This window comes from Actinomycetota bacterium, assembly GCA_030682655.1.
In the GTDB taxonomy this organism is placed as follows: Bacteria; Actinomycetota; Coriobacteriia; order Anaerosomatales; family JAUXNU01; genus JAUXNU01.
In genome coordinates, this window is the sequence record JAUXNU010000056.1 from 1 (window position 1) to 22,812 (window position 22,812).

A 22,812-nucleotide genomic window follows, 5' to 3' on the forward strand; every position below is an offset into this window, starting at 1 on the left:
ACCTTGCTTGCGCCTCCTCGTCGTCGATCGGCCTGACGACTGCGACGCTACACTTTTCGACGACATCTTTACGTGAGGCAACGAATCGGTTTGGACGACATTTCTGGTGAGGCAACTCGGCCCGTTGACGCGACACGGGCGGCTCGGTACACTGCTCGCTAAGGAAGTAACTGTTGTTACAAACTGTCTACAGCGAGGGATAGCTGCAGGCTCGGAGCTTGACAAGTTTGTTGTTCTTCCCACGGGTTGGAGCCGGCACGAAGGCCCGAGTGGGACGGGGAACGCGTCCGACCGTATGAACAGACGCGCGCCTGGTCTCACATCGAACCGAAGTACCGCTTTCACCCGTCGTCCGGGGACCCGGCACAGGATGGAGGTGGTACTTCTTGTTTCCCCGGCGGGTCATGTTTCTCATCCCTGCGATTACAGGGTAAAAGGAGGTTGAGTAGCAACATGGCAATTACCAGACGACAGTTCGTTACGCGCCTCTCGGCGCTGGCGGCTGCTGCGGGTCTGGGCCAGTCTGACCTTTCTCAGGTCACCCAAGCGTTTGCGCACTGGAATGCTGCCGATGCAAGCGGTCTCGTGAAGCCCAAGGTTATTTGGGTCCACGGTGCCGAGTGCACCGGCTGTTCCACGTCCGCCCTCGGACTTCTCGAGGACTACCGCGCAGAGGCTGTACCTGGCACAGGCATCTCTACGGCCGCTGCTTTGACTGCTATTGCAGTCAACGCATCAATGGCTGATCCAGACACCACCCTGACCGGTGGCGTTCTCGACGACCCGCATGGTCACCGTACGCTTGACAAGTACGGTCTTGCACTCGACGGCACCACGTCCGTCACGATCGCCGACGTGCTCATCGACTTCATCGATCTCAAGTACCATGAGACGATCATGGGCATGGGCGGCGACCTTGCTGCGAAGTACCTGTGGAATGAGTACAACAATGACGGCACGGACTTCATACTCGTCGTCGAAGGCGCTGTACAGCCGAGCGATCAGGGCGGCTACTGGGGCGAAGACGGATCCGTTCCGTGGTGCTCCATCGCTGCGACCGATACCGGCCACGAGCTTGCGTTCGACGAGGTCGTCGAGACACTCGCTACTCGCAGCGAATGCCTGGCTACGCTCGCTCTCGGCCAGTGTGCTACCTACGGCGGCTATCCGGGTTGCGTTGGCTCCGGCCTCGTGAAGCAGTCTGACTCCGACTCCATGAGCCAGACCGGCGCGCTCGGTGTCTACGACTTCTTGAAGGACGTCGTCGGCGGTGGATACGAAAAGGTTGTCAACGTTCCCGGTTGCCCGGTGAACCCATGGTGGTTCGTGCTGACGGTCGTTCTGTTCCTGCACGACCTGGCCACCTCGAGCGGCGGCGCCCTCATCGGCACCGACACCTCTGGTCGCCTCAGCAACGTCTACAGCCACCAGCTCCACGGTCGCTACTGCCCGTGGTATGCCGACTACGCCCTGCGCGATTTCGCGGCGTTCCCCGGCGACGATGGCTGCATGAAGGAGATCGGCTGCAAGGGTCTCTACACGATGACGACTTGCGGCATCCACGGTTGGAACGGCATGCAGGGCACGAACGCCAAGCTCACGCTCGCCGGCAATGCCGCTGCGGACCTGTCCTTGAACGAGGCATTCTGCGGCGAGACGCCCGCGGGCGAGAAGACCAGCGGCAACTGCCTCAAGGCCGGATCTCCGTGCATGGGTTGCACGGAAAAAGGCTATCCTGACCGTTTCGTTCCGTTCGTTATCCGCTAGCGAAGAAGGGAGGGAAAATAGATGGCTCAGTATCATGAAGTAGACCCGATTTCACGCATCGAAGGTCACCTGGGAATCAAGGTCGAGCTCGACGCCAGCGGCGAAATCATTGAGGCTAACTCGCACGCCAACCTGTGGCGTGGTTTTGAGAACTTCCTCATCGGCCGTGCCGCGAACGACGCGATTACCTTCACCCAGCGCATCTGCGGTGTGTGTCCGCTGCCTCACGCTACTGCCTCGATGTTCAACGTCGAGTCGGTTCTTGGCGTGAGTGACGGCTACATCACGTGGGAGACGGCGCATGCTACGAACCAGAGCATGAAGGGCGTTCCGGCAAAGGCCGTCCTTATTCGCAACATCGTCTACGCGTGCGAGTTCCTGATGTCGAACATCACGCACTTCTATCACCTGGTCGCTCCGAGCTACGTCCAGGGCCCGGCAATCTCGCCGTGGACCCCGTACTTTCATGACACCCAGTACCATGGGCTTCTCAGAGGTGCGAGCGGCACGGACGCAACTGGCGGTCCTGATGCACACGGCCTCGGCGGCCTCGGTATTCTTCCCGACGCCGATGCGACTGGCTCGACCGATCTGTGGTCGGCCGTCATCACGCAGTACGTCAAGGCACTGCGCATCCGCCGCCTCGCGCTCGAGGCCGGCGCGCTGTTCGCAGGCCGCATGCCGATGGTTGCTTCCTTCGTCGCTGGCGGCGTCACCAACAAGACCGAGACCCAGGCAAGCTGGGAGGCCAAGTGTGACGCGTTCCGCACGATCATGGTTGAGGTCGCGAACTTCTGCGTCCGTGAGTACATCCCGCTCGCTGTTGCGCTCGGCTATCTCTATACGCCGTTCGACAACAACGCTGGCGCCAACGGTTTCGGAGCCGGCTGCGGCAACCTGCTCGCATGGGGTGCGTTCCCGAACACGGGTACCGGCGATGACACGGCTCTCGCCTTCTTGGGTGGCTACAGCATCACCGACGAGTTCGCGCAGGCTGCAGAGACGCACAAGTTCATGGAACAGCGTTCGGACACCACGGGTCTTGCCGATCATGGTGTCGAGTTCGTGAAGAACAACCTTGTCGAGTACATCGTCCGTTCGAACTACAAGGACGAGCTTGGCGAGTTCGACGCAAGCGGCAAGGCATACCCGGGTGGCGTTATCGACGCCAGCGGCAACTTCTCTGCCGTCACGCGTACGATTCCCGACCGCACTGGCTCGGTGGGCCCCTTCACGAGCATGGCCGCAGACAACGATGACGGCTATTCCTGGATGAAGGCTCCTCGCATCAAGTCGGTTGCCGACGGCGAGTACTACCCGATGGAGGTCGGCCCGTTCGCACGTATGAACATCAACGACGCGTACTTCTCGAACAACACCGGCAACGACCAGTACCTGTTCTTGAGGGGTTCTTCTCCGTGGCTAACCGCCTACGGTAGTCTCTACGGCAAGGCCACGAGTGACCCAACAGCTGTTGAGCACGGTGGCGGCTGGTGGGGTCTCGACCCTGACGTGATCGGTCCGGACCTGGCTCACGCCTTGGTTCTTGAGGGCGCAGTCAAGATGTCTTCCGATGGAGCCGCCATCATCGATGATGGTCTGGATATCGTGACAAAGATCCTCACCATGAAGTGTGGCTACTCCACCATGGACCGCCTGCGTGCCCGTGCAATTGAGACCTTCTGGCTCTGCACCTGGATTCTCGGTGGAACGTTCAACAAGGGAACCAGCACGTGGGTTCCGGCTATCGGCACAGCAGTCGGCGATGGCTGGATCAACCAGCTTGAGGCTCTCTACGGTGTGACCGGCTACAAGGCCTACGCTGTTCCCCCCGGCACCACCGTTGGCATGGGTGTAAGCGAAGCTCCTCGCGGTGCCCTGGCGCACTTCGCCTCTGCTTCCTCGGGCAAGATCATCGCCTACCAGTGCGTCGTTCCCACTACATGGAACGGCTCGCCGAAGGACGGCGCGACCGGTGCTTCTGGCACCAGGCGCGGCCCGATTGAGGCTGCAGTTGTCGGCGCCACGTTCGAAGAGGGACTTGCTATCTCAGTCACCAACTTCGAGTCTGGTGACGCTGGCGGCGCAACAGCCGAGAGCGGCGTTGAAGTCCTTCGTATTGCCCAGTCATTCGATCCGTGCATCGCTTGCGCGGTCCACTAGCCGAGAAAGGGAGGTGAATGCTGTGAGAAAATTAACTACTCTGTTTATTGCGGTCATCGCTATCATGCTCCTGTCGAGCGGAGTCGCCTACGCGAACTTCGGTCCTCATGGTGCCTATGTCGATGACACCGATGCTTGTGCTGCTTGCCATAGGGCTCACACGTCCTTCGCTGATCTCGGCTGGGTCGATCTGCAGGGCTACGAGCGCGATAGCGCGTTGCTCGTGTCGGATGCAGACACGATGACCGAGTTCTGCTATGCGTGTCACGGTGACGACGCCATTGGCGCGTCGACCAACGTTGAGTCCGGCGTCTTCGACACCGGCCCCACGACTGCGCTGAACGCGGTTCCAAGTCTTGGCGACTCTCCGCCTACGTCATACAGGTCGTTCTCTTCGTATGACACTACGCTGAACGGCGGTGGCTTCGAGGCTTTGGGCGCGAACCCTGCTGACGTTGCCTCGACCCACGGTATGGAGCAGGACGACGCTCCGATCTGGGCCTCGACGGTCACGGAGATTGTGAGCTTCCGCTGTACGAGCTGCCACGATCCGCACGGTAGCTCCAACTACCGCATTCTCAAGGACAGCCTGCCGAATGGTGTCGTTGGCGGCTACGACGTCAACGATGTGCCCGACCCGTTCGTTATCTCGAACGAGTATGGCTATCCGCAGGGTGGCTGGCAGAAGGCTGAGGCCGGTGTCGTGCAGATGGCTGACTACCGTCCGAGCTACACGTCGTACCTCTGGGCAACCAACGGCAAGAACATGTCCGCATGGTGCGCCGGTTGTCACACTGGCTACGATGTTGCTGTCAGTAACGCCGACTACGCCGGGTATGAGCAGCTCACGCTTGCTGATCTCACCAATCCCACGAATGCCGACGTTGGCGAAAAGGAACGCCATCGCCACCTGGTTGACGTTCCGTTCAACCTGGGCGTTGGTCCCATGCGCGGGCTCAACGTGACGCTGGTCATGGATCCGGGTCTGCCTCTCGAGGCCGGTGCCGACAGCACTGCAGCAAATGGTGGCTATGCTTTTGCGTACTATCAGGACGCAAACACCTGGATGAACGGTGCCAACAACGTGACGTGTCTCACCTGCCACTATGCTCACGGTTCTACCGCGACCATGAGTGGTTGGTCCGTCGCGCAGATGACGCAGGATCCGACTGGCTCGGGCGCCATTGCCCCGGTCAAGGTCCCGTCGACTGCTACTACTCAGGGTGTCGATCCTAACCACTCTGAGGCCCTTCTCCGTTACAACGAGCGCGGCGTGTGCGAGCGTTGTCACAACAAGGGCTAGGTACGAGTTTGGCGCAGGCTCTCTGAGAGTCTGCGAAGAGGGGGTCCCGGGCCTTACGGGGTCCGGGATCCCCTTTGTGTTCGGGCGGTATGATAGTCGTGTTTGGACGCAGTCTGGTGAGAGCTGATTTCAAGGAGATGTTGTTTGTGTCGACGCAGCAGGCAGGCTTCCCGGCTCTTGGATATGTCGCGAATCCGTTTCTTGTTCCCACCAAGGCTGGGATTGCCCCCTGGGAGACGCTCATCGTGGGGAGTTCGGTCAACCGGCTCATGCGTGCCTTGCACCGGGCCGTGGGAAGCGAGAAGCCCCGACCGATCTGGGTCGCGATCAAGAAGGACATCCCGTCCTTCTACGTGTTGCGCGCGAGCAACGCCTTTCTTGCCCAGAGCGCCCGCCCCGGCTCGATTGACGTGCTCGCTCTTGGGATTCCGCTCGAGACGATGCGCTGGGGTCGGACACGCGGCACGCTGACCGAGCTTGCGGAGACGGTCGCTGCGGTCGGTTTCGACCGGACTCTCGGGGCGTGGGCTCTCAAGGCTCTCACGGAGCCCGACGAGACGCTCGACGAATGGGCAGTACTCGATTCCGACGAAGTCACCACGATCGTTGCCGGACTTGAGAGTGATGTTGAGATGACGGTGACGGAGTACTTCGGTGTCGTCGTCTACACACGCTCAGACGACAAGGCGACGGACATCGCGCTGCACAAAGAGCACCTACGCGATCGTGATCAGGAGACCGACCCGGATCGCGAGGACGAAGATGAAGCCGCCGACGAGCACGTCGAGGCACTGACTGTTGAAGACGACGGGCAAGTGCTGATCGACGACGATGATGCCGACCAGGTAGAGGGCTCGGAAGCAGATGAGGAAGCCCCAGAGGGACCGAGGTGGCATCCGGTTGTCGACTACGTCGTGGCGTACACCCGGGCGCACCTGTCTCCCGTTGTCGCACGTGCGATCAAGTCGTACGTCACGGACGGGACGGGTTTCGTTGCCCAGGAGCTCAAGGTCACGAAGGCTCCGCGCAAGACGATTCGTGCCATCACTGAGTTTGCCGACGCGCGCTGGGAACGGGTCGTGGTGCTGTTCAACCGCTTCGATCCCTGGCCGATGATGGACGACGAGGGTCGTAGCGTGGCGGTTGCGGGCCTGTCCGAGCTGCGTTGGGCGCTTGCGGAGCATGCCATCATGGCGCTCATCTTGGAAGAGGGTATCGCTCCCGAACTGGAAGAGCAGTTCGCGGCCGCCGAGCGCGTGGACTGGGACTTTCCGGGTATCGAACGCATCTCGCAGGGAGACATGACCCTCGATCGCGGGGTCATCCAGGAGTGGCTCGATGCCGCAGCTCTCGAGGGAACGTCGCCCATCGATGCCAACGGTCCGGAACTTGAGCCCTTCTACGAGCGCGCGAACAACGACATCGAGCAGTTCGGTGTCGCCGGTGGTGCCGCTTTCGCGGACGCGGCGGGGCGGGGCGCGACCACGCTTGACGAGGCGGCGATTGCTGCAGGCCTCGCGACGCTCGGCGAAGCTGCGGATTCATAAGGACTTTGTAACGCGGTGATACTTGACTGGTCGAGGGGTCCGTCCCATCATCGGAAGATGGAATACCACCCACGGGTGGAGGTTACCGAATGACAGGCAATGCGAGAAACAAGCATGGCTTCAAGCGCTATCTGACACCCCGCGCCCTGACCTGGGCGATGGTCTCGGTCGTTGTGCTCGCGCTCGTCATCTTCGGGGTGGCTGCACTGAGCGCCACGGATGAGGACCCGACCTCGGCGGTCGATCCCGCACTCGATCGGATCACCAGTCTGAATGCGCTGGCATCTGCAGCCCTTGAATCGGGGGAGACAACAGCGGCTCAGGAGTATCTTGCGCGGTCCACCGCTCTCGATCCCGCGAATGCGGAGACGAGGCGGCTCGTGCAGCAGCTACAACAGAAGACCAACACTCCGGAATCGACCACACCCCCCACGAACGACACCACGCACCCGCCCGACGATCCGGAGCCGCCGGCGAGCGACGCGGACTACCTGAAGGCGTACGACAACGTCAAGGTCTTGCTCCCCACGAAGGCGGCGACTGGTTTCGCACTCGGTGTCCCTGATGGCGACTCTTTCAGCGCGGCGGTGTTGTGTCTACCGACGTCCGCGCAAGGCGTGGAGCGCGTCACTCTCACGGTCTTCGATCAGAAGGACCCCGCGAAGGCGAAGGCATTCGTGGACAGCATAGGCAAGGCCTACCCGCTCACGCCTGCGAATGTCACCGTTGGCTCGCTGAAGGGCAAGTACGGAACCGATTCGGGCGGTCTTGGGAGCGTTGCGTTTGCGCGAGGTCGCTTCTCTTTCGAGGTCATCGTGATTGGAAGCGGCGCCTCGGCTGACTCGCTCAAGAGACTTGCGGTCTCGCTAGCCGAATCATTCCCAGCCGCGCGTTAGGCGCGCGACAGTAAGGCGAATCATGACCCTCGGCAGACGTCATCTCACTCGAATCCTCGCCCTTGCGGTAGTCCTGATGATCTCCTCGGGGGCTGCAACGGCTTTCGCGGGCGATCCCCCCGCCGCCCCTGCGACCGTCCGCAGCATCGACTTCGAGTCGGCCATCCCTTCGGACATGAGCATCTGGGGCATCGTCTACACCTTCCCGCCGAAGGACCCCACCGCCTGGTGGGGGAGGATCACCAACCGCAAGTACGCGGGCAGCTACGGCCTGTGGTGCGCGGGAAACGTGTCGGCCAACTGGACCACCTACGGCGGCAAGTACCCGGAGCGCACCCGCGGCATCGCCGACCTCTACCTGCCCCAGCTCGCCGACTACTACTCCTCGGAGTTCTCCTACTACTACTCCATGCCCAGCTACGGCCTGTACGACTCCAGCTCGTTCAACCCTATGTGGTACTCCGAGGCCGACCCGACCGAGAGGGACACGCATCCCTTCCGGCCGACCACGAAGTACGCGGCCTGGTCGCAGGACAGGTGGAACCTCTCCGCCACCGGCAACGACGTCAACCTCTCTCGGGAGTCGGGCTACTTCCGGTTCCAGTTCGTCGACAACGGCGAGGGCTATCTGCAGACCCCGACCACCGGCGAGGGTGCGACGGTGGACAACCTCGTGGTGACGGGCTACAAGTACGGCCCCGTGCGCACGCTCACCGGCACTCGGTCCACCGGCCAGGTCGTCCTGAACTGGCTGCGTCCGTACCGTTCGACGGCATCGGTCACGCTCGAGGAGCGCTCGATCACCTACCGCGTATGGCGCCGCCAGAAGCTGCCGACAGTCGGCGCCTGGGCCGAACTCACTGCGGCGCCGCTCCCTGATGGCACGCTTTCGTTCACTGATACGGCCGCTCTCCCGTTGTCCACGACTCAGGAGTACCGTGTTCACGCATACGACGCCGCGGGATCGACGTATGGCGCGCCCGTCTCTGCAAGTGTCGTGATCTCGTCCGACAGCACGCCCCCGGTGCCGTCGGACAACGTCGTGGCCACTTACACGTCTGCGGCCGTGATCGCCTTGAGCGCCACCGACGTCGGCGGTTCAGGCGTCGCTTCGATCTCGTACTCCCTCAACGGCGCGGGGACCGTGACGGTCGCTGGCGCGAGCGCGACCGTGAACGTGTCCGCCAACGGGAACCATTCGCTCGTCTACTGGGCGACCGACGTAGCCGGCAACAAGTCGCAGAATGTCACACGCACGTTCCGCGTCGACACGATGGCGCCGACCGTCTCCGACGACTGGAAGGCGCTGTACACCGGCCCGGCGACCGTCAAGATCACGTTCTCTGACGCCCTGTCGAGCCCGTCCACGGTCACCTACGTGCTCGACGGTGCCGCTCCGGTGTCCTCGGCCAGCTCGCCGCTCTCGGTGGCAATTGTCGGTGAGGGGACGCACACGCTGGTCTACTCGGCGACCGACGCTCTGGGCAACAAGTCTTCGACGGTCACGCGCGACCTGCGAATCGACAGCACTCCCCCGGTGCCGTCGGACAACGTTGTGGCCACCTACACGTCTGCGGCGGTGATCGCCTTGAGCGCCACCGACGTCGGCGGATCAGGCGTCGCGTCGATCTCGTACTCGCTCAACGGCGCGGGGACTGTCACGGTCGCCGGCGCGAGCGCGACCGTGAACGTGTCCGCCAACGGGAACCATTCGCTCGTCTACTGGGTCACCGACGTGGCCGGCAACAAGTCTCAGAACATCACGCGCACGTTCCGAGTCGACACGACGGCACCGACAGTCTCAGACGATTGGAAGGCGCTGTACACCGGCCCGGCGACCGTCAAGATCACATTCTCCGACGCGCTGTCTAGCCCATCAACCGTCACCTACGTGCTCGACAGCGCCGCCCCGGTGTCCTCGGCCAGCTCACCGCTCTCGGTGGCTATCGCCGGTGAGGGGACGCATACCCTTGTCTACTCGGCGACCGACGCTCTGGGCAACAAGTCTTCGACGGTCACGCGCAACCTGCGAATCGACAGCACTCCCCCGGTGCCGTCGGATGACGCGAACACGCAGGCCGCGTACGAAGGGCAGGCTACGATTCATCTGTCCGCCACGGATACCGGTGGGTCCGGCGTCGCTTCGATATCGTATCGATGGGACACAGGCAACGTTCAGACCGTGGCAGCGAGCACTGCGACAGTGACGCGCACGACGGCCGGCCCGATTACACTTGAATACTGGGCGACCGACGCGGCTGGCAACGTGTGCAGCCACGTGCTCAGGGCGATCTCGATCGTCGCGCCACCGGTGACCGAGCCTGCTACTGCCGAGCGGATCGCCGATGACACGCGGTTCTCCACCGCAGTCGAGATAGCCAAGGAGTCGTGCGATCCGGATGGCAACGGGACGTGGCCGGGCATCACGCACGTGATCGTCGCGAGCGGGGACGACCGGGCGGCAGCCGATCCACTGGCGGCCGCGGGGCTGTGTTGGGCCTACGATGCGCCACTGTTCCTCGTGAGCGCAAGGTCGACGCCCGGCGAGGTCAAGGCGGCGATCAGGCAGATCGCCGTGGCGCGTTCCGAGAGGATCACGATACACGTCGTTGGCGGGCCGGCGTCTGTACCCGACGCGCGAATCTCTGACATCGTGGGATACATGGGAACAGCGCAGTTCGCTCCAAGCGATCGTGTGCTGTCCACCGGCGGACGCTACGATCTTTCCCGTGCGATTGCGTTGCGAATGAAGAGCGTGGCCGATTCGACTCCAGGCAAGACGATGGCGTCTGCCGTGCTGATCGCCAATGGCGCCGACTCGACGAAGTTCTTCGACGCTCTCGCCTTGTCGCCGATCTCGGCCCGTATCGGAGCTCCGATACTGCTCGTGAGTGCGACTGAGGTGCCGTCGGCGACGTCTTCGGCCATCGCGACGTTGAAGCCGACGACCAAGATCGTCGGTGGCGGTCCAAACACGGTTTCTGAGACGGTCCGTGCGAAGCTCGGAGCCGTGCGGTGGTCTGATGCCAACCGCTACAGCACCGCGACCACTATCGCCAAGAAGGCGATCGACGAGAAGCACTGGCTGTCGGCCAGTGTCGTTGGGGTGGCGGCCAAGCTGCCCGACGCGCTCACCGGCGGGAGCATGGTCGGACGCTCGGGCGGTGTGCTATTGCTGACCGACACGGCCAAGCTGTCGTCAGATACCGCGACGTTCCTGAAGGCCCGGAAGGGCTCAGTGACCACGTGCTACGTTCTTGGAGGAGAGAAGTCGGTCTTGCCGTCCGTAAGGACTGCAATCAACAACGTTCTCAAGTAGAGCAACGAAGGAAGTGTCATGATGTCACCTTGGATTCGAGCCCGTATCGTCGTACTTGTGGTCCTCGCGATGCTTGTCGCAGGAGTGCAGACGGCCTACGCCGCCGCACCTCCTACGACCCCTGCGACCGTCCGCAGCATCGACTTCGAGTCCGCCATCCCTTCGGACATGAGCATCTGGGGAGTCGTCTACACCTTCCCGCCGAAGGACCCCACCGCCTGGTGGGGGAGGATCACCAACCGCAAGTACGCGGGCAGCTACGGTCTGTGGTGCGCGGGCAACATGCCTGCCAACTGGACCACCTACGGCGGCAAGTACCCGGAGCGCACCCGCGGCATCGCTGACCTCTACCTGCCCCAGCTCGCCGACTACTACTCCTCGGAGTTCTCCTACTACTACTCCATGCCGAACTACGGCCTGTACGACTCCAGCTCGTTCAACCCCATGTGGTATTCCGAGGCAGACCCGACCGACAGGGACACGAACCCGTTCAGGCCGACCACGAAGTACGCGGAGTGGTCGCAGGACAAGTGGAACCTCTCCAACGTCGGCAACGACGTCAACCTCTCGCGGGAGTCGGGCTACTTCCGATTCCAGTTCGTCGACAACGGCGAGGGCTATCTGCAGACCCCGACCACCGGCGAGGGCGCGACGGTGGACAACATCGTGGTGACGGGCTACAAGTACGGTCCGGTACGCACGCTCACCGGCACGCCCTCGACCGGCCAGGTCGTACTGAACTGGCTGCGACCCTACCGCGCCGCAGGTGCGACCACGCTTGAGGAGCGCTCCATCACCTACCGGGTGTGGCGCGCCTACGATGTGGTCAATCCGTCGTGGACGGAACTCACCACGGTTCGGCTCACGAGCCCGACGTTCACGGACAGCACAGTCGCGGAGGGCACCCGATACCGCTACATCGTCCAGGCGTGGGACGATGGGACCGGTATCGGCTACGGATCGACCACACAGGTCATTGTCACCGCGAGCGGGGGAGGCGGTGGCACGCTGCCTCCGACCGAGGTCGACCGTCTGGCAAGTGACACCCGCTTCTCCACGGCGATAGCTATAGCTCGCGAGGGATTCGACTCGGATCCGGTCGCTGCCGGCACGCAGTGGACGAGTGTCAAGGACGTAATCATCGCATCGGGCGAGGATCGTGCCGCGGCGGATCCGCTCGCTGCGTCCGGGCTCTGTGGCGCGTACGATGCGCCACTGTTCCTGGTCAAGGAGGGTTCGACGCCAAGCGAAGTCAAGATCGCGCTCAAGGAGATAGTCACTCAGAACGGCACTGTGACTGTCCACATCGTTGGCGGGCCGGCATCGGTTTCTGACTCCCGCTACAACGAACTCGTGTCATACGTCGGCTCCGGCAAGCTCATCAAGGATCGCCTGCTTTCGACAGGCACTCGCTATGATATGGCCCGGGCCATTGCTGAGCGCATGAGGTCGCTCAACGGTGGCGTTCCGCCCTCGGCTGTTCTTGTTGCCAATGGTGCGGATCCCGCGAAGTTCTTTGACGCCCTTGCGCTCTCGCCGATTGCGGCGAGCAAGGGCTACCCGATCCTGCTCGTGAGCGCCACAGGCGTGCCTTCCTCCACCGAGTGGTGCGTCAAGACCTACAAGCCGTCGAAGGTCATCATCGGCGGTGGGCCAGCGACCGTTGGTAGCTCCGTGAAGTCGCGGCTCAAGACGCTTGCTGGCGTCACTCCAGAGCAGTGGTACGGGAAGACGAAGTACACCACCGCGCAGGTCATCGCGGACAATGCCGTTTCACGCGGCTATCTCACGCGCAGCGCGGTCGGCATCGCGGCGAAGCTGCCGGATGCGCTTACCGGCGGATCGGTCATCGGCAGGTTCAGCGGCGTGCTGCTCATAACGCCTGGTGACGCGCTTGCGGGCAACGTCAGCACGTGGCTTACTGCGCACAAGGCCGAGATACACAACTGCTACGTCTTCGGCGGGACTGCTTCGGTCAAGCCGACTGTGTTGACGGCCATCACGAACAAGCTCAAGTAGCGAGGTTCGTGCGGCGGCATCAGCCGCTCGCGATACCGCTTTCGAGAGGCGCGCCCATGTGGCGCGCCTCTTCCTTTGTGCCGACGAACTGCCGGAATCGACCGTTGGAACGCCCTCCATCGCCCCAGAATAGCCACTTAGCGACGTCATTCATCGGATTTGGCGTCCTTCTGTCCCATGCGACACACTAATCGGCGCTCAGAGGCCGATGAACGGTATAGGGAAAGCCGTTCAGCGGAAGTGAAGCGCCATGTACACCAGCAAGACATCCGCTCGTCTGGTCGGGGTCGCAGGAGCCATCGCAATCGCGGCCTCACTCGTCTTCGCGGCCCCTGCGACGGCGCGGCTCGTCTCCGACGACAGTGGCGTGAGGTCTGTTCGCTCCGCGACCGCTCGTCCAGCTCTCCGCAGCTCACACGCGGGCAGCCTCGCCGCCGACCACGTGATTGTCCGATTCGCGTCGCAAGCGGGGGTGGCGGCCACCGCTCGTCGGCACGGCCTCGACATCGCGACCGACATCCAGCGCGACATCCAGGCCGGCGACTCGGTCTCCGTTGTCTCGGTCCCCGACGGCACCGATGCAGCTGCCTTCGCAAGCGAACTCGAGCAGGACTCCTCGGTACTGTGGGCTGAGCCCGACTACGTCATGACGGTTGACGCCTACACCTCGACCCCGAACGATCCGGCGTTCTCGGACACGGCCGACTTCTCCAGCGGTTCGCAGGTCTACCCGGACGCGCGGGCCTGGTGGCTCAAGGACCAGGCAGGGTCCACCAAGGCGAGCCTGGTGTGGCCGGACCTGGTTCGTGACGGTGCCGCCGGTCATGCGCGTGCGAGCGGCTCCCAGGTCAAGGTCGCCGTCATCGACACCGGCTTCTACTTCAACCACCCCGACGCCGGCTCCAACATCGTCGCGGGATACGACTACTTCGAGAGCTACTCCTCGGCCACGGGGTTCGTGACCGACGGCGACGTCACTCCGATCGACCCCTCGGCGCCGGGAACCGACATCTTCTCGTCGTCGCACGGGACCTGCATCGCCGGTCAGATCGCCGGAGCGACCGGCAACGGCGGCGGCACGAGCTCGGTCGGCTACGACAACCAGGTCGTCGTCTACAAGGTGCAGGGCCGCTATATGGAAGCGGGCGGCAGCATCCCGGTCGGCGCGGCGGTCATCTTCACGAGTCGAGTCGCCGCGGCCATCCGCGGGGCGGCCGATGACGGTGCCCGGGTCATCAACCTCTCGCTGGGGTCCTCGGCATACTCGCAGACGCTGCAGGACGCCATCGACTATGCGTACGCGAACGGCGTGCTCGTGGTCGCGGCGGCTGGCAACGGCGGCAACAGCACGCTTTCGTACCCGGCGGCCGGCAACAACGTGCTCGCGGTGGGAAGCTACGACCTCGCGGGCGCGAGCGGCACCTCGATGGCCCGCAGCACGTTCTCGAACTGGGGCGAAGGCCTCGACCTCATGGCTCCGGGCCGCATGATCTACGGCTTCATCCTCCCCGGATGGGACGAGGACGGCGCAGGCACCGACAGCCAGCCCGGATACGCCTGGTGGCAGGGCACGAGCATGGCGTCGCCGAACGTCGCGGGCATCGCGGCGCTGGTGTGGCGCTTCGTTCCCGATCTCTCCGCCGACGAGGTCGCCGACGTCCTCACCGCCTCCGCCGAGGACATGGGCGCAGCGGGCTACGACACCGGCACCGGCTACGGCGCGGTGCGGGCGCGCGCGGCAGTCGACGAGCTCGTGCGCCGCTACCCGGTGCTTGCGGCACCGGCGGTCTCGGCGCCGCAGATCGCGGCCGGGGCGCAGGTCGACATCGAGTGGAGCGCCGTCGGCGGCTACAAGGTGACCTACGACGTGCAGCTCGACGGCGAGACCGTCGCGAAGGGCGTCACCGAGCGGAAGCTCTCGCTCCAGCTCGCCGAGGGCGCGCACGTGGTGAGCGTGCAGGCGGTAAGCCCGCGCAACTGGTCCGACTCCCGCAGCACGGGCGTCGCAGTCGTCCGGCTCGACACCACGGCTCCAAGCGCGCCGCAGATTTCGGTGAGCGAGTCCTCGGCCAGCTGGATATGCGGCGAGACGGGAGTGCACGGGCACGAGGTTCGCATCGACGGTGGCGAGATCGTGGCGACGACGGGCCACTGGTACTCGCTCGCGGGGCTCGCGGACGGCGCGCACGTGATCGAGGTGCGCACAACGGACGTCGCCGGCAACGTGGGACCGTGGGGCCGCGTTGATGTCGAGTGGCCGCTGCTCGCAGGGCTCGCGGCTCCGACCGACGTGGCGCGGGTCGCCTCGGCCACGCGCTTCTCGACCGCCGTCGACATCGCGCGCAAGGCCTTCGACCCGGCCGGTGGCCGGACATGGCCGGGCGTCACCGACATCATCATCGCGAGCGGCGAAGACCGCGCCGCGGCGGACCCGCTGGCAGCAAGCGGGCTCGCCTGGGCGTACGACGCGCCGCTCTTCCTCGTGCGGGCGGACTCCACGCCCGCCGAGGTCATCGCAGCAGTGCGCGAGATAGCGAAGGCAAGCGAGCGCAAGATCGCCGTTCACGTCGTAGGCGGTCCCGCGTCCGTACCCGACGCTCGTGCGCGCGAGATCGTTGCGGCAGCAGGAGTCGGTGAGTTCCAGCCGACCGACCGGCTACTTGCGACAGGCAACCGCTACGACCTCGCGCGTGCGATCGCGCTCCGCATGCAGCAGGTCGCGGGTGCAGATGCCGCGAAGGAGCTCCCGGGGACGGTGCTCGTGGCCAACGGCGCCGATCCGGCCAAGTTCTTCGACGCGCTGGCGCTCTCGCCGATCTCGGCGAACACCGGTGCCCCGATCCTGCTCGTGAGCGGCACGCAGGTCCCGGCGGCGACGCGGTCGGCGCTAGCGGCGCTGGCGCCCTCGCGTGTGATCGTCGGCGGCGGCCCGAGCACCGTCTCGGGCGCGGTTGTTCGCTCGCTGCAAGCCGAGCGCTGGTCCGGGGCCACCCGCTACTCCACCGCGATCGCCATCGGCGAGCGCGCCATCGCGGCCGGGATGCTCGAGCCCACCGCGGTCGGCATCGCCGCCAAGCTCCCGGACGCGCTCTCCGGAGGCAGCATGGTCGGCCGCGCACACGGCATCCTGCTCCTGACCTCCTCGGCAGGGCTCGACCCCGCTACCTCGGCGTGGCTCGAGGCGCACAGCGACGACGTCCGCTCCTGCTACGTCTTCGGCGGCGAGCGCTCGGTCTCGCGCAAGGTCGCGGGCTCCGTCAGCCGCGCGCTGCGGTAGCGAGCGCGACGCTTCATCCTCCGCAGTCAGACGCGCTTCGTGCCGCGATCCGCTCCAATCCCGCGCGCACCTCGCCGGTCAGGTACTGCGCTGCCCGAACCTCGCCCGAGTCCAGTCCCAAGAGTGCGACCTGTTCCGGCCCCTTCTCGGTGCACAGAATCAGCCCAATAGGTGCCGAGTCACCAGCATGTCGCTGATGGCGGTCGAGCCAGCGCAGGTACAGCAACATCTGCCCGTAGTCGCCCGGCTCGAGCGGGCGCGTCTTGAGCTCAAGGCCGACGTAGCACCGCATGGTGATGTGGTATAGGAGCAGATCGAGCCGGTAGTCGCGCCCATCGACGGTCATGCGCTTCTGGCGCTCCACGAATGCGAAGCCGACGCCCAATTCGAGCAAGAAGCGCTGCATCTCATCGAGGATCGCACGCTCCAAGTCTGCTTCGCTATGTTTCCTTGCCAGGCTGAGGAAGTCGAGCACGTATGGGTCGTGGAAGGCGAGAGAAGGCTCGACGGTGCCGGTGGCGGCAAGCAACTCGAGATCGGCCGCGAGGCCTTCAGTGGAGCCTCCTGCGGCGAGAGTGCGCTCGTAGAGTTTGGCGGCGATCTTGGCGCGCAGGGTTCGCTTGGACCACCGCTCGTGCACGCAGAATGCGAGGTAGAAGTCGCGTTTGGGCTGGTCGGAGATGGTGAGGAGTTCGGTGATGTTCGTCCACGTCAATATTCTCGCCAGTGGCGAGAATATCTCGGCCTCGGGATACAGTTCGGCGGCTCGCATCATTCTGAAGATGTTCTGCCAACTGTACCCTCGCCCGTAGCGCTCGGTCAGTCGAGCCGCCAGGCGCTTCACGATGTCCTGCCCGTACGCCGCGCGCTCCCCGCCCAGGACTTCCTCACGCACGCGCTTGCCGATGCCCCAATAGAGCATGACGAGTTCGCTGTTGACCGAAGCGGCTGCGCGCTGACGAGCGCTGTCGATGAGGTCGGCGACATCGCCGAAGAGAGTGTCGTCGACGGGCGTCACCGCTCTCAGATCATCGTTACCCATCCTGTCGCCCTTTTGTTCGGAGGTACGCGTCGATTCGTGTGCGCGGTGCGACACTACAGAGATGGCCTTACCGGAATCTGAGCAGAGTCCAACGGCGGCTGGCACCGCGCTGGGAGTCAGACGCGCTTCGTGCCGCGATCCGCTCCAATCCCGCGCGCACCTCGCCGGTCAGGCAATACTGATGATTTCGGCGAAGTGGCTCCGGCTCAACTTACTCGACAGTGTCGAGCAAATCCCACAATCGGGAAACCACGCGGCGAAGCGGACCATCCTCTCGAGATTCTGGCGACTCCACTCCCGTCCGTAGCGCTCCGTGAGCAGCGTGCTGCGGTAGATGGTCATCGTGTCAGTCACGGGCGTATGATTGGGATAAGCAGCCGGACAGCAGAGAGGCGAGCTGCTTTGACCATCGACGATCTCAAACGAGAAGCCCTTCAACTGGATCCTTCGAAGCGGGCCAGTCTCGCTCGGGATATCCTTGTTAGTCTCGATGACCTCTCAGAAGCGGAGGTCGAGCGGCTCTGGCTCGAAGAGGCCGTCCGCCGCGACGAGGAGATGGCTTCCGGCAAGGTGAAGCCGATCCCGATGGACGAGGTCTTCGCAGAACTGCGAGCTACCCGGGCGTGAGCAGGCAAGTAGGATTCCATCCGGACGCCCGAAACGAGATGCGTGACGCGGCGGAATCTACGTCTCTGCGGTCGCGCACACAAGTCGTCGGCCCTTCTACTGGCGAGATCGCGTCTAGCAGCGGTCGTGTGGCACCGGGCAGCAGGGTTCGTGCGTATGCATCTACCGAGGGGCCGTGCTAGATTCGGCTCCGGAGGTTGTCCCCATGAAGCTTCAATTCACGGCTGTGTTCGAGAAGGTACCGGAAGGCTACATCGGCTTCGTCGAGGAGCTTCCCGGCGCCAACACCCAGGCGGAGACTCTGGACGAGGCTCGCGCCAACCTCACAGAAGCCGTCGCACTAGTCCTCGATGCGAATCGTGTTCTCGCAGAAGAGCGCCTCGGCAGCCGGAAGGTCATCCGCGAGCCCCTACGCGTCACCGCGTGAGTTCCGAGCCGTGACGCCGGGCACCCTTCTGCCCCCCCAACGCTGGAGCCGGCGTGCTAGGCTTCCGATATGGGGAATAGGGGGTCTTGTCGGCGTGCCCGACGTGGCCTCGAACGTGCCTGCAACCTGCAAAGGAGTGTGCGTGGCAATCGTGCCAAGGAACAGGACAGTACTCGGAGCCGTTTGCTCGCTTCTCATCGTGCTCTTGCTCGCACCGATGACGGTTGTGGCGCTGCCTGCGCCTGCGCCCGGACGGGCGTCGTCAGGGCTGCGCGGGGGCGTGATCGGGGGCGCGGTCGAGGGTGCGCCTCCCGGGTTCGCCACGCCGCCGGCCGCGACGCCGCCGTCCACCGTGCAACCGTCCGCGACGCCGCCGTCCGAGCCCGAGGCTGACGGCCTGATCGTGCGCTTCAAAGACGCGCGCATCTCGGGCAAAGCGTCGGCCGCGGTGCACGCGCGTGCCGGTGGGCGAGCGGCGCGCAAGATCCGGGGTCTGGCCGGCGCCGAGGTCGTCGAACTCCCCGAGGGAGCCACTCTCGCTGAGGCCGTCGCCGCCTACGAGCGCCAGCCCGAGGTCGCCTTCGTGCAGCCGAACTACATCTCCCACATCGCCGCGATTCCCAACGACACCTACTTCACCGATCTGTGGGGCCTTCACAACACGGGCCAGAGCGACGGTACGACAGACGCCGACATCGATGCTCCCGAGGCGTGGGACATCACCACGGGCTCCTCGGACATAGTGGTCGCGGTCATCGACACGGGCGTCGACTACAACCACCCCGACCTTGCGGACAACATGTGGCGCAATCCCGGGGAGACCGCCGGCAACGGCATCGACGACGACCTCAACGGCTACGTCGACGACATCTACGGCTACGATTTCGTCAACGAAGACGGCAACCCGATGGACGATCACGGTCATGGGACACACGTGTCGGGGACGGTCGGAGCCACCGGCAACAACGCGACCGGCGTGACCGGCGTGAACTGGGACGTCAGCATCATGGCGATCAAGGCGGGCGACAGGCAGGGCGGATTCACGTCGGCCGATGAGATCGAGGCCGTCAACTACGCCCGCGCGATGGGCGCCGACGTCGTGAACTGCTCGTGGGGCGGGTCCGCCGAGGACCTGTTGCTCCGGAGTGCCATCTCCTCGGCAGGTATGACTTTCGCGTGTGCGGCCGGCAACCTGGGAAGGAACGCCGACACCTATCCGTTCTACCCGGCCGCCTTCAACCTCGGCAACATCATCTCGGTCGCCGCAACCGACCGCAACGATGTGAGGGCAAGCTACTCCAACTACGGTGTCACGTCAGTCGACGTCGCGGCTCCGGGCTCGTCGATCTACAGCACCGTGCGCCAGGTCGTCTACGGCACGACGCCGCAGGCCCTTCTGTTCTCCGACAGCATGTCCACACTCTCCAACTGGTGGGCTCCAACCCCGGGTCTCGGTACACCTTGGACGACGACCACGACCTCCTATGTCAGCCCACCGCGAAGCGCGTCGCATATGGGGTACCTCAACGGTGAGGTCGCGGATCTGATACTCATCCCCGAGTTCGACCTGACGAACTCTGGCGCCCTCCTGAGGTTCAACCTCTGGATCGACATGAGCGAGGGTCCCGACCCGAACTCGTTGGCCGACGATGACATCATCCTGCTGTGGGTGTGGGATCCCTCGAACCCGGCAGGTTACGAGTGGGTGCCCTACTACTACTTCACCGGCAACTCCGGCGGCTGGGTGCCCATTGAGATACTGCTGAACGACTTCGGCAGTTTGAACGGGGTCTCGATCGCCTTTCAGCTTCGCGGCGCCAACGCGAGCCTTCCCGGCCAAGGAGTGCGCATCGATGACGTTCAGATCTACTCGACTGCTTCCAGCGGGTGGCAAAGCGTGTACGGCTACAGCTCCGGCACGTCGATGGCCACGCCGCACGTCGCCGGCCTCGCGGCGCTGATGCTCGCCCGCAATCCCTCGCTGACAACCGCGCAGATTCGCAGCATCATCTTCGGCACCGTGGACAAGAAGGCCGGACTGACAGGCGCTATCGCCACGGGCGGCCGTGTCAACGCCTACAAGGCCGTCGTGGAGTCGGTCTACTCGCCTCCGGTGGTGACCGACAACGCCGCAGCGTACTACCTGACGCAGCCCGCGGTCATTCGCCTCACCGCGACCGACACCGCCTCCGGAGTGGCGAGCATCGCCTACAAGGTGGACGGGGCGGCGACACAGACGGTTCCTGCGTCAGCTGTCAACGTCTCGGTCTCGAACAACGGCTCGCATTCGATCCGCTACACGGCGACGGACAAAGTCGGCTACACGTCCGTTCCGGTCACCACGAGCTTCATCATCGACACGATCGCACCGACCGCCTCGCATACCCCCGTGACACCGCTGTACTCCTCCACCCCGGTAACGGTTACCCTCGACGGGGCTGACACCGGCGGCTCGGGCTTCGCGTCCATGAACTGGCAGGTGGACGGAGGTGCGCCGCAATCGTCTCCGACGACGCCGGTGGTGGTCCCGCTTTCGACCGAGGCTGCTCACACCGTCTCGTACTGGACCATTGACAACGCGGGCAACACGTCGGTGGTCGGCAGCGCCGCCGTGACGATCGATGCGACGGCGCCGGGGCTCTCGGACGACGTCGTGGCCTCCTACGAGCAGTCCGCGACGATTCACCTGTCGGCGACCGATGGCGTGTCGGGTGTCGCCGAGATCGCCTACCGGCTCGACGACGAAGCGACACAGACTGTCGCCGGGTCGGCAGCGAGCTTCCACGTGGACACGGGCAATGCACATCACCTTGTCTACACGGCGACTGACCGGGCGGGCAACGTGGCGCCGGCTCAAGAGCACGACTTCATGATCACGGGAGCCCTGCCCAAGCTGTACCATCTGCCGGGCACACCGCTGTACTCTCCGCTCCCCGTCGACGTGACCATTGATGCATCGTATCTCGGTGACTTCGGAATTGGCTCGATACACTGGCAGGTGGACGGGGGGCTAGAACAGTCCTGGCCAGGCGTTCCGGCGACGGTGTCCGTTGCCGGCGAAGGTCAACACACGGTCTCGTACTGGGCTGTGGACGGGGCCGGCTTCCTGACAGTGCCCAAGACCGCCGACGTTACCATCGATTCGATTGCGCCGACCGCATGGACGAACGTCTCCTCCACCGCACGCTACGCCGATGCGGCGATTGTGAACATCTCCACGTCCGACGGCATGGGTTCGGGCGTTGCCAGCGTCAGCTATCGCTGGGACGATGAGACCACCGTCACCGTGGCGGGCTCCTCGGCGACGGCGCCGACCTCGAAGCCGGGCGCTCACGTGCTTCGCTACCGGGCAGTTGACCGCGCCGGCAACGTCGTGGAGGGCTCGAAGTCGATTGTCGTCTACGCGGTCAAGCGGCTTGCCGATGCGACCCGCTACTCGACAGCGATCAAGATCGCCCGCGAAACGTTCGCGCCGGCCGGCTCGCCTGCATGGGCCGGCGTGACCGACGTCGTCATCGCGTCGGGCGAAGACCGTGCAGCTGCCGACCCATTGTCCGCCGCCGGACTGTGCTGGCTCTACGACGCGCCGTTGTTCCTGGTCTCGGCCAAGTCGACACCTGCCGAGGTGAAGGCGGCCATACGCGAGATCGTGCAGGCAAACGGCGCAGTGACGGTGCACGTGGTCGGAGGCACGACCTCGGTGCCCGACGCGCGGGTCGCCGACATCAAGGCCGCGTGCGCGCCATACGGGACGGTCACGAGTGCGCGGGTGCTCGCCTCGGGCAACCGCTACGACCTCGCAGCGACGATCGCGCGCAACGTGAAGAGCGAGGCGGCGGCTCACGGCAAGACGATTCAGAGCGCCGTGTTCGTCGCCAACGGCGCCGACCCGGCGAAGTTCTTCGACGCGCTTGCGCTGTCACCGATCTCCTCGGCCAAGGGGGTGCCGATCCTGCTCGTCTCGGCGACGAGCGTCCCCTCGGCCACGAGAAACGCACTCGTCGACCTTGCGCCCGCGGAGGTCATCGTGGGCGGCGGCGTGGCGACCGTGGACCCTGCGGTGTACAAGGCCGTTGGTGCCGACGATCGCTGGTCCGGCTCCACGCGCTACACGACTGCGATCGACATCGCGAACAACGCGCTTGCTCGCGGCTGGCTGAAGGCCACCCCGGTCGCGCTTGCCGCCAAGCTCCCCGATGCGCTCACCGGAGGGTCGATGGTCGGCCGCGAGGGCGGCGTTCTCATGCTGACGGGCAAGTCAGCGATTGATTCTGCAACGGGTTCCTGGATAAGCTCTCACAAGGGGCCGATCGGATCCTGCTACGTGCTCGGAGGTACTGCTTCGGTCAGCGTGAGCGTGGTTACGGCCGCGCGCAATCTTCTCAAGTAGCGCTCGGGGGGAATCGCTCCCCCGCCAAGACACGG

13 protein-coding genes are annotated in these 22,812 nt (G+C 64.4%); 11 read left to right on the plus strand and 2 right to left on the minus strand.

Going from position 1 to position 22,812, the window contains the following annotated elements; all coding sequences use genetic code 11:
- Nucleotides 1-453 precede the first annotated feature (453 nt).
- From Q8K99_03415 to Q8K99_03445, 7 genes are all read left to right on the plus strand, one after another.
- Nucleotides 454-1,767: a twin-arginine translocation signal domain-containing protein gene (locus tag Q8K99_03415; protein ID MDP2181597.1), complete on the plus strand. Its 1,314-nt coding sequence runs from the start codon at nt 454-456 to the stop codon at nt 1,765-1,767.
- 21 nt (nt 1,768-1,788) lie between these two features.
- The gene (locus Q8K99_03420) at nt 1,789-3,930 is read left to right on the plus strand and encodes a nickel-dependent hydrogenase large subunit (GenBank protein MDP2181598.1); all 2,142 of its coding nucleotides are present in this window, start codon (nt 1,789-1,791) and stop codon (nt 3,928-3,930) included.
- Between the two features lie 22 nt (nt 3,931-3,952).
- Nucleotides 3,953-5,233: a cytochrome c3 family protein gene (locus tag Q8K99_03425; protein MDP2181599.1), complete on the plus strand. Its 1,281-nt coding sequence runs from the start codon at nt 3,953-3,955 to the stop codon at nt 5,231-5,233.
- Nucleotides 5,234-5,349: 116 nt separating this feature from the next.
- Nucleotides 5,350-6,780 carry a hypothetical protein gene (locus Q8K99_03430; protein ID MDP2181600.1) on the plus strand — a complete coding sequence of 477 codons (1,431 nt, stop codon included), beginning with the start codon at nt 5,350-5,352 and terminating at the stop codon, nt 6,778-6,780.
- 89 nt (nt 6,781-6,869) lie between these two features.
- Entirely contained in the window at nt 6,870-7,676 is an 807-nt protein-coding gene (locus tag Q8K99_03435; GenBank protein MDP2181601.1) for a hypothetical protein, read from the plus strand.
- A 22-nt stretch (nt 7,677-7,698) separates the two neighbouring features.
- Complete coding sequence (locus tag Q8K99_03440; protein ID MDP2181602.1) at nt 7,699-10,995, plus strand: cell wall-binding repeat-containing protein; 3,297 nt, start codon at nt 7,699-7,701, stop codon at nt 10,993-10,995.
- Nucleotides 10,996-11,013: 18 nt separating this feature from the next.
- Nucleotides 11,014-13,014, plus strand: coding sequence for a cell wall-binding repeat-containing protein (locus Q8K99_03445; GenBank protein ID MDP2181603.1), 2,001 nt, complete (start codon nt 11,014-11,016; stop codon nt 13,012-13,014).
- 19 nt (nt 13,015-13,033) lie between these two features.
- Here Q8K99_03445 and Q8K99_03450 read toward each other — a convergent pair whose 3' ends face one another.
- Nucleotides 13,034-13,168, minus strand: coding sequence for a hypothetical protein (locus tag Q8K99_03450; GenBank protein ID MDP2181604.1), 135 nt, complete (start codon nt 13,166-13,168; stop codon nt 13,034-13,036).
- Between the two features lie 96 nt (nt 13,169-13,264).
- On the opposite strand from Q8K99_03450, the gene Q8K99_03455 reads away from it, so the two are divergent.
- Nucleotides 13,265-16,291 (plus strand): S8 family serine peptidase, encoded by a 3,027-nt coding sequence (locus Q8K99_03455; protein ID MDP2181605.1) that lies wholly within the window; start codon nt 13,265-13,267, stop codon nt 16,289-16,291.
- 13 nt (nt 16,292-16,304) lie between these two features.
- Here Q8K99_03455 and Q8K99_03460 read toward each other — a convergent pair whose 3' ends face one another.
- Nucleotides 16,305-17,333: a PDDEXK nuclease domain-containing protein gene (locus Q8K99_03460; protein MDP2181606.1), complete on the minus strand. Its 1,029-nt coding sequence runs from the start codon at nt 17,331-17,333 to the stop codon at nt 16,305-16,307.
- A gap of 402 nt (nt 17,334-17,735) precedes the next feature.
- On the opposite strand from Q8K99_03460, the gene Q8K99_03465 reads away from it, so the two are divergent.
- From Q8K99_03465 to Q8K99_03475, 3 genes are all read left to right on the plus strand, one after another.
- Nucleotides 17,736-17,960, plus strand: a complete 225-nt coding sequence (locus Q8K99_03465) for an addiction module protein (protein ID MDP2181607.1) — start codon at nt 17,736-17,738, stop codon at nt 17,958-17,960.
- A 205-nt stretch (nt 17,961-18,165) separates the two neighbouring features.
- Nucleotides 18,166-18,387 carry a type II toxin-antitoxin system HicB family antitoxin gene (locus Q8K99_03470; protein ID MDP2181608.1) on the plus strand — a complete coding sequence of 74 codons (222 nt, stop codon included), beginning with the start codon at nt 18,166-18,168 and terminating at the stop codon, nt 18,385-18,387.
- Between the two features lie 142 nt (nt 18,388-18,529).
- Entirely contained in the window at nt 18,530-22,777 is a 4,248-nt protein-coding gene (locus Q8K99_03475) for a S8 family serine peptidase (GenBank protein MDP2181609.1), read from the plus strand.
- Nucleotides 22,778-22,812 lie beyond the last annotated feature (35 nt).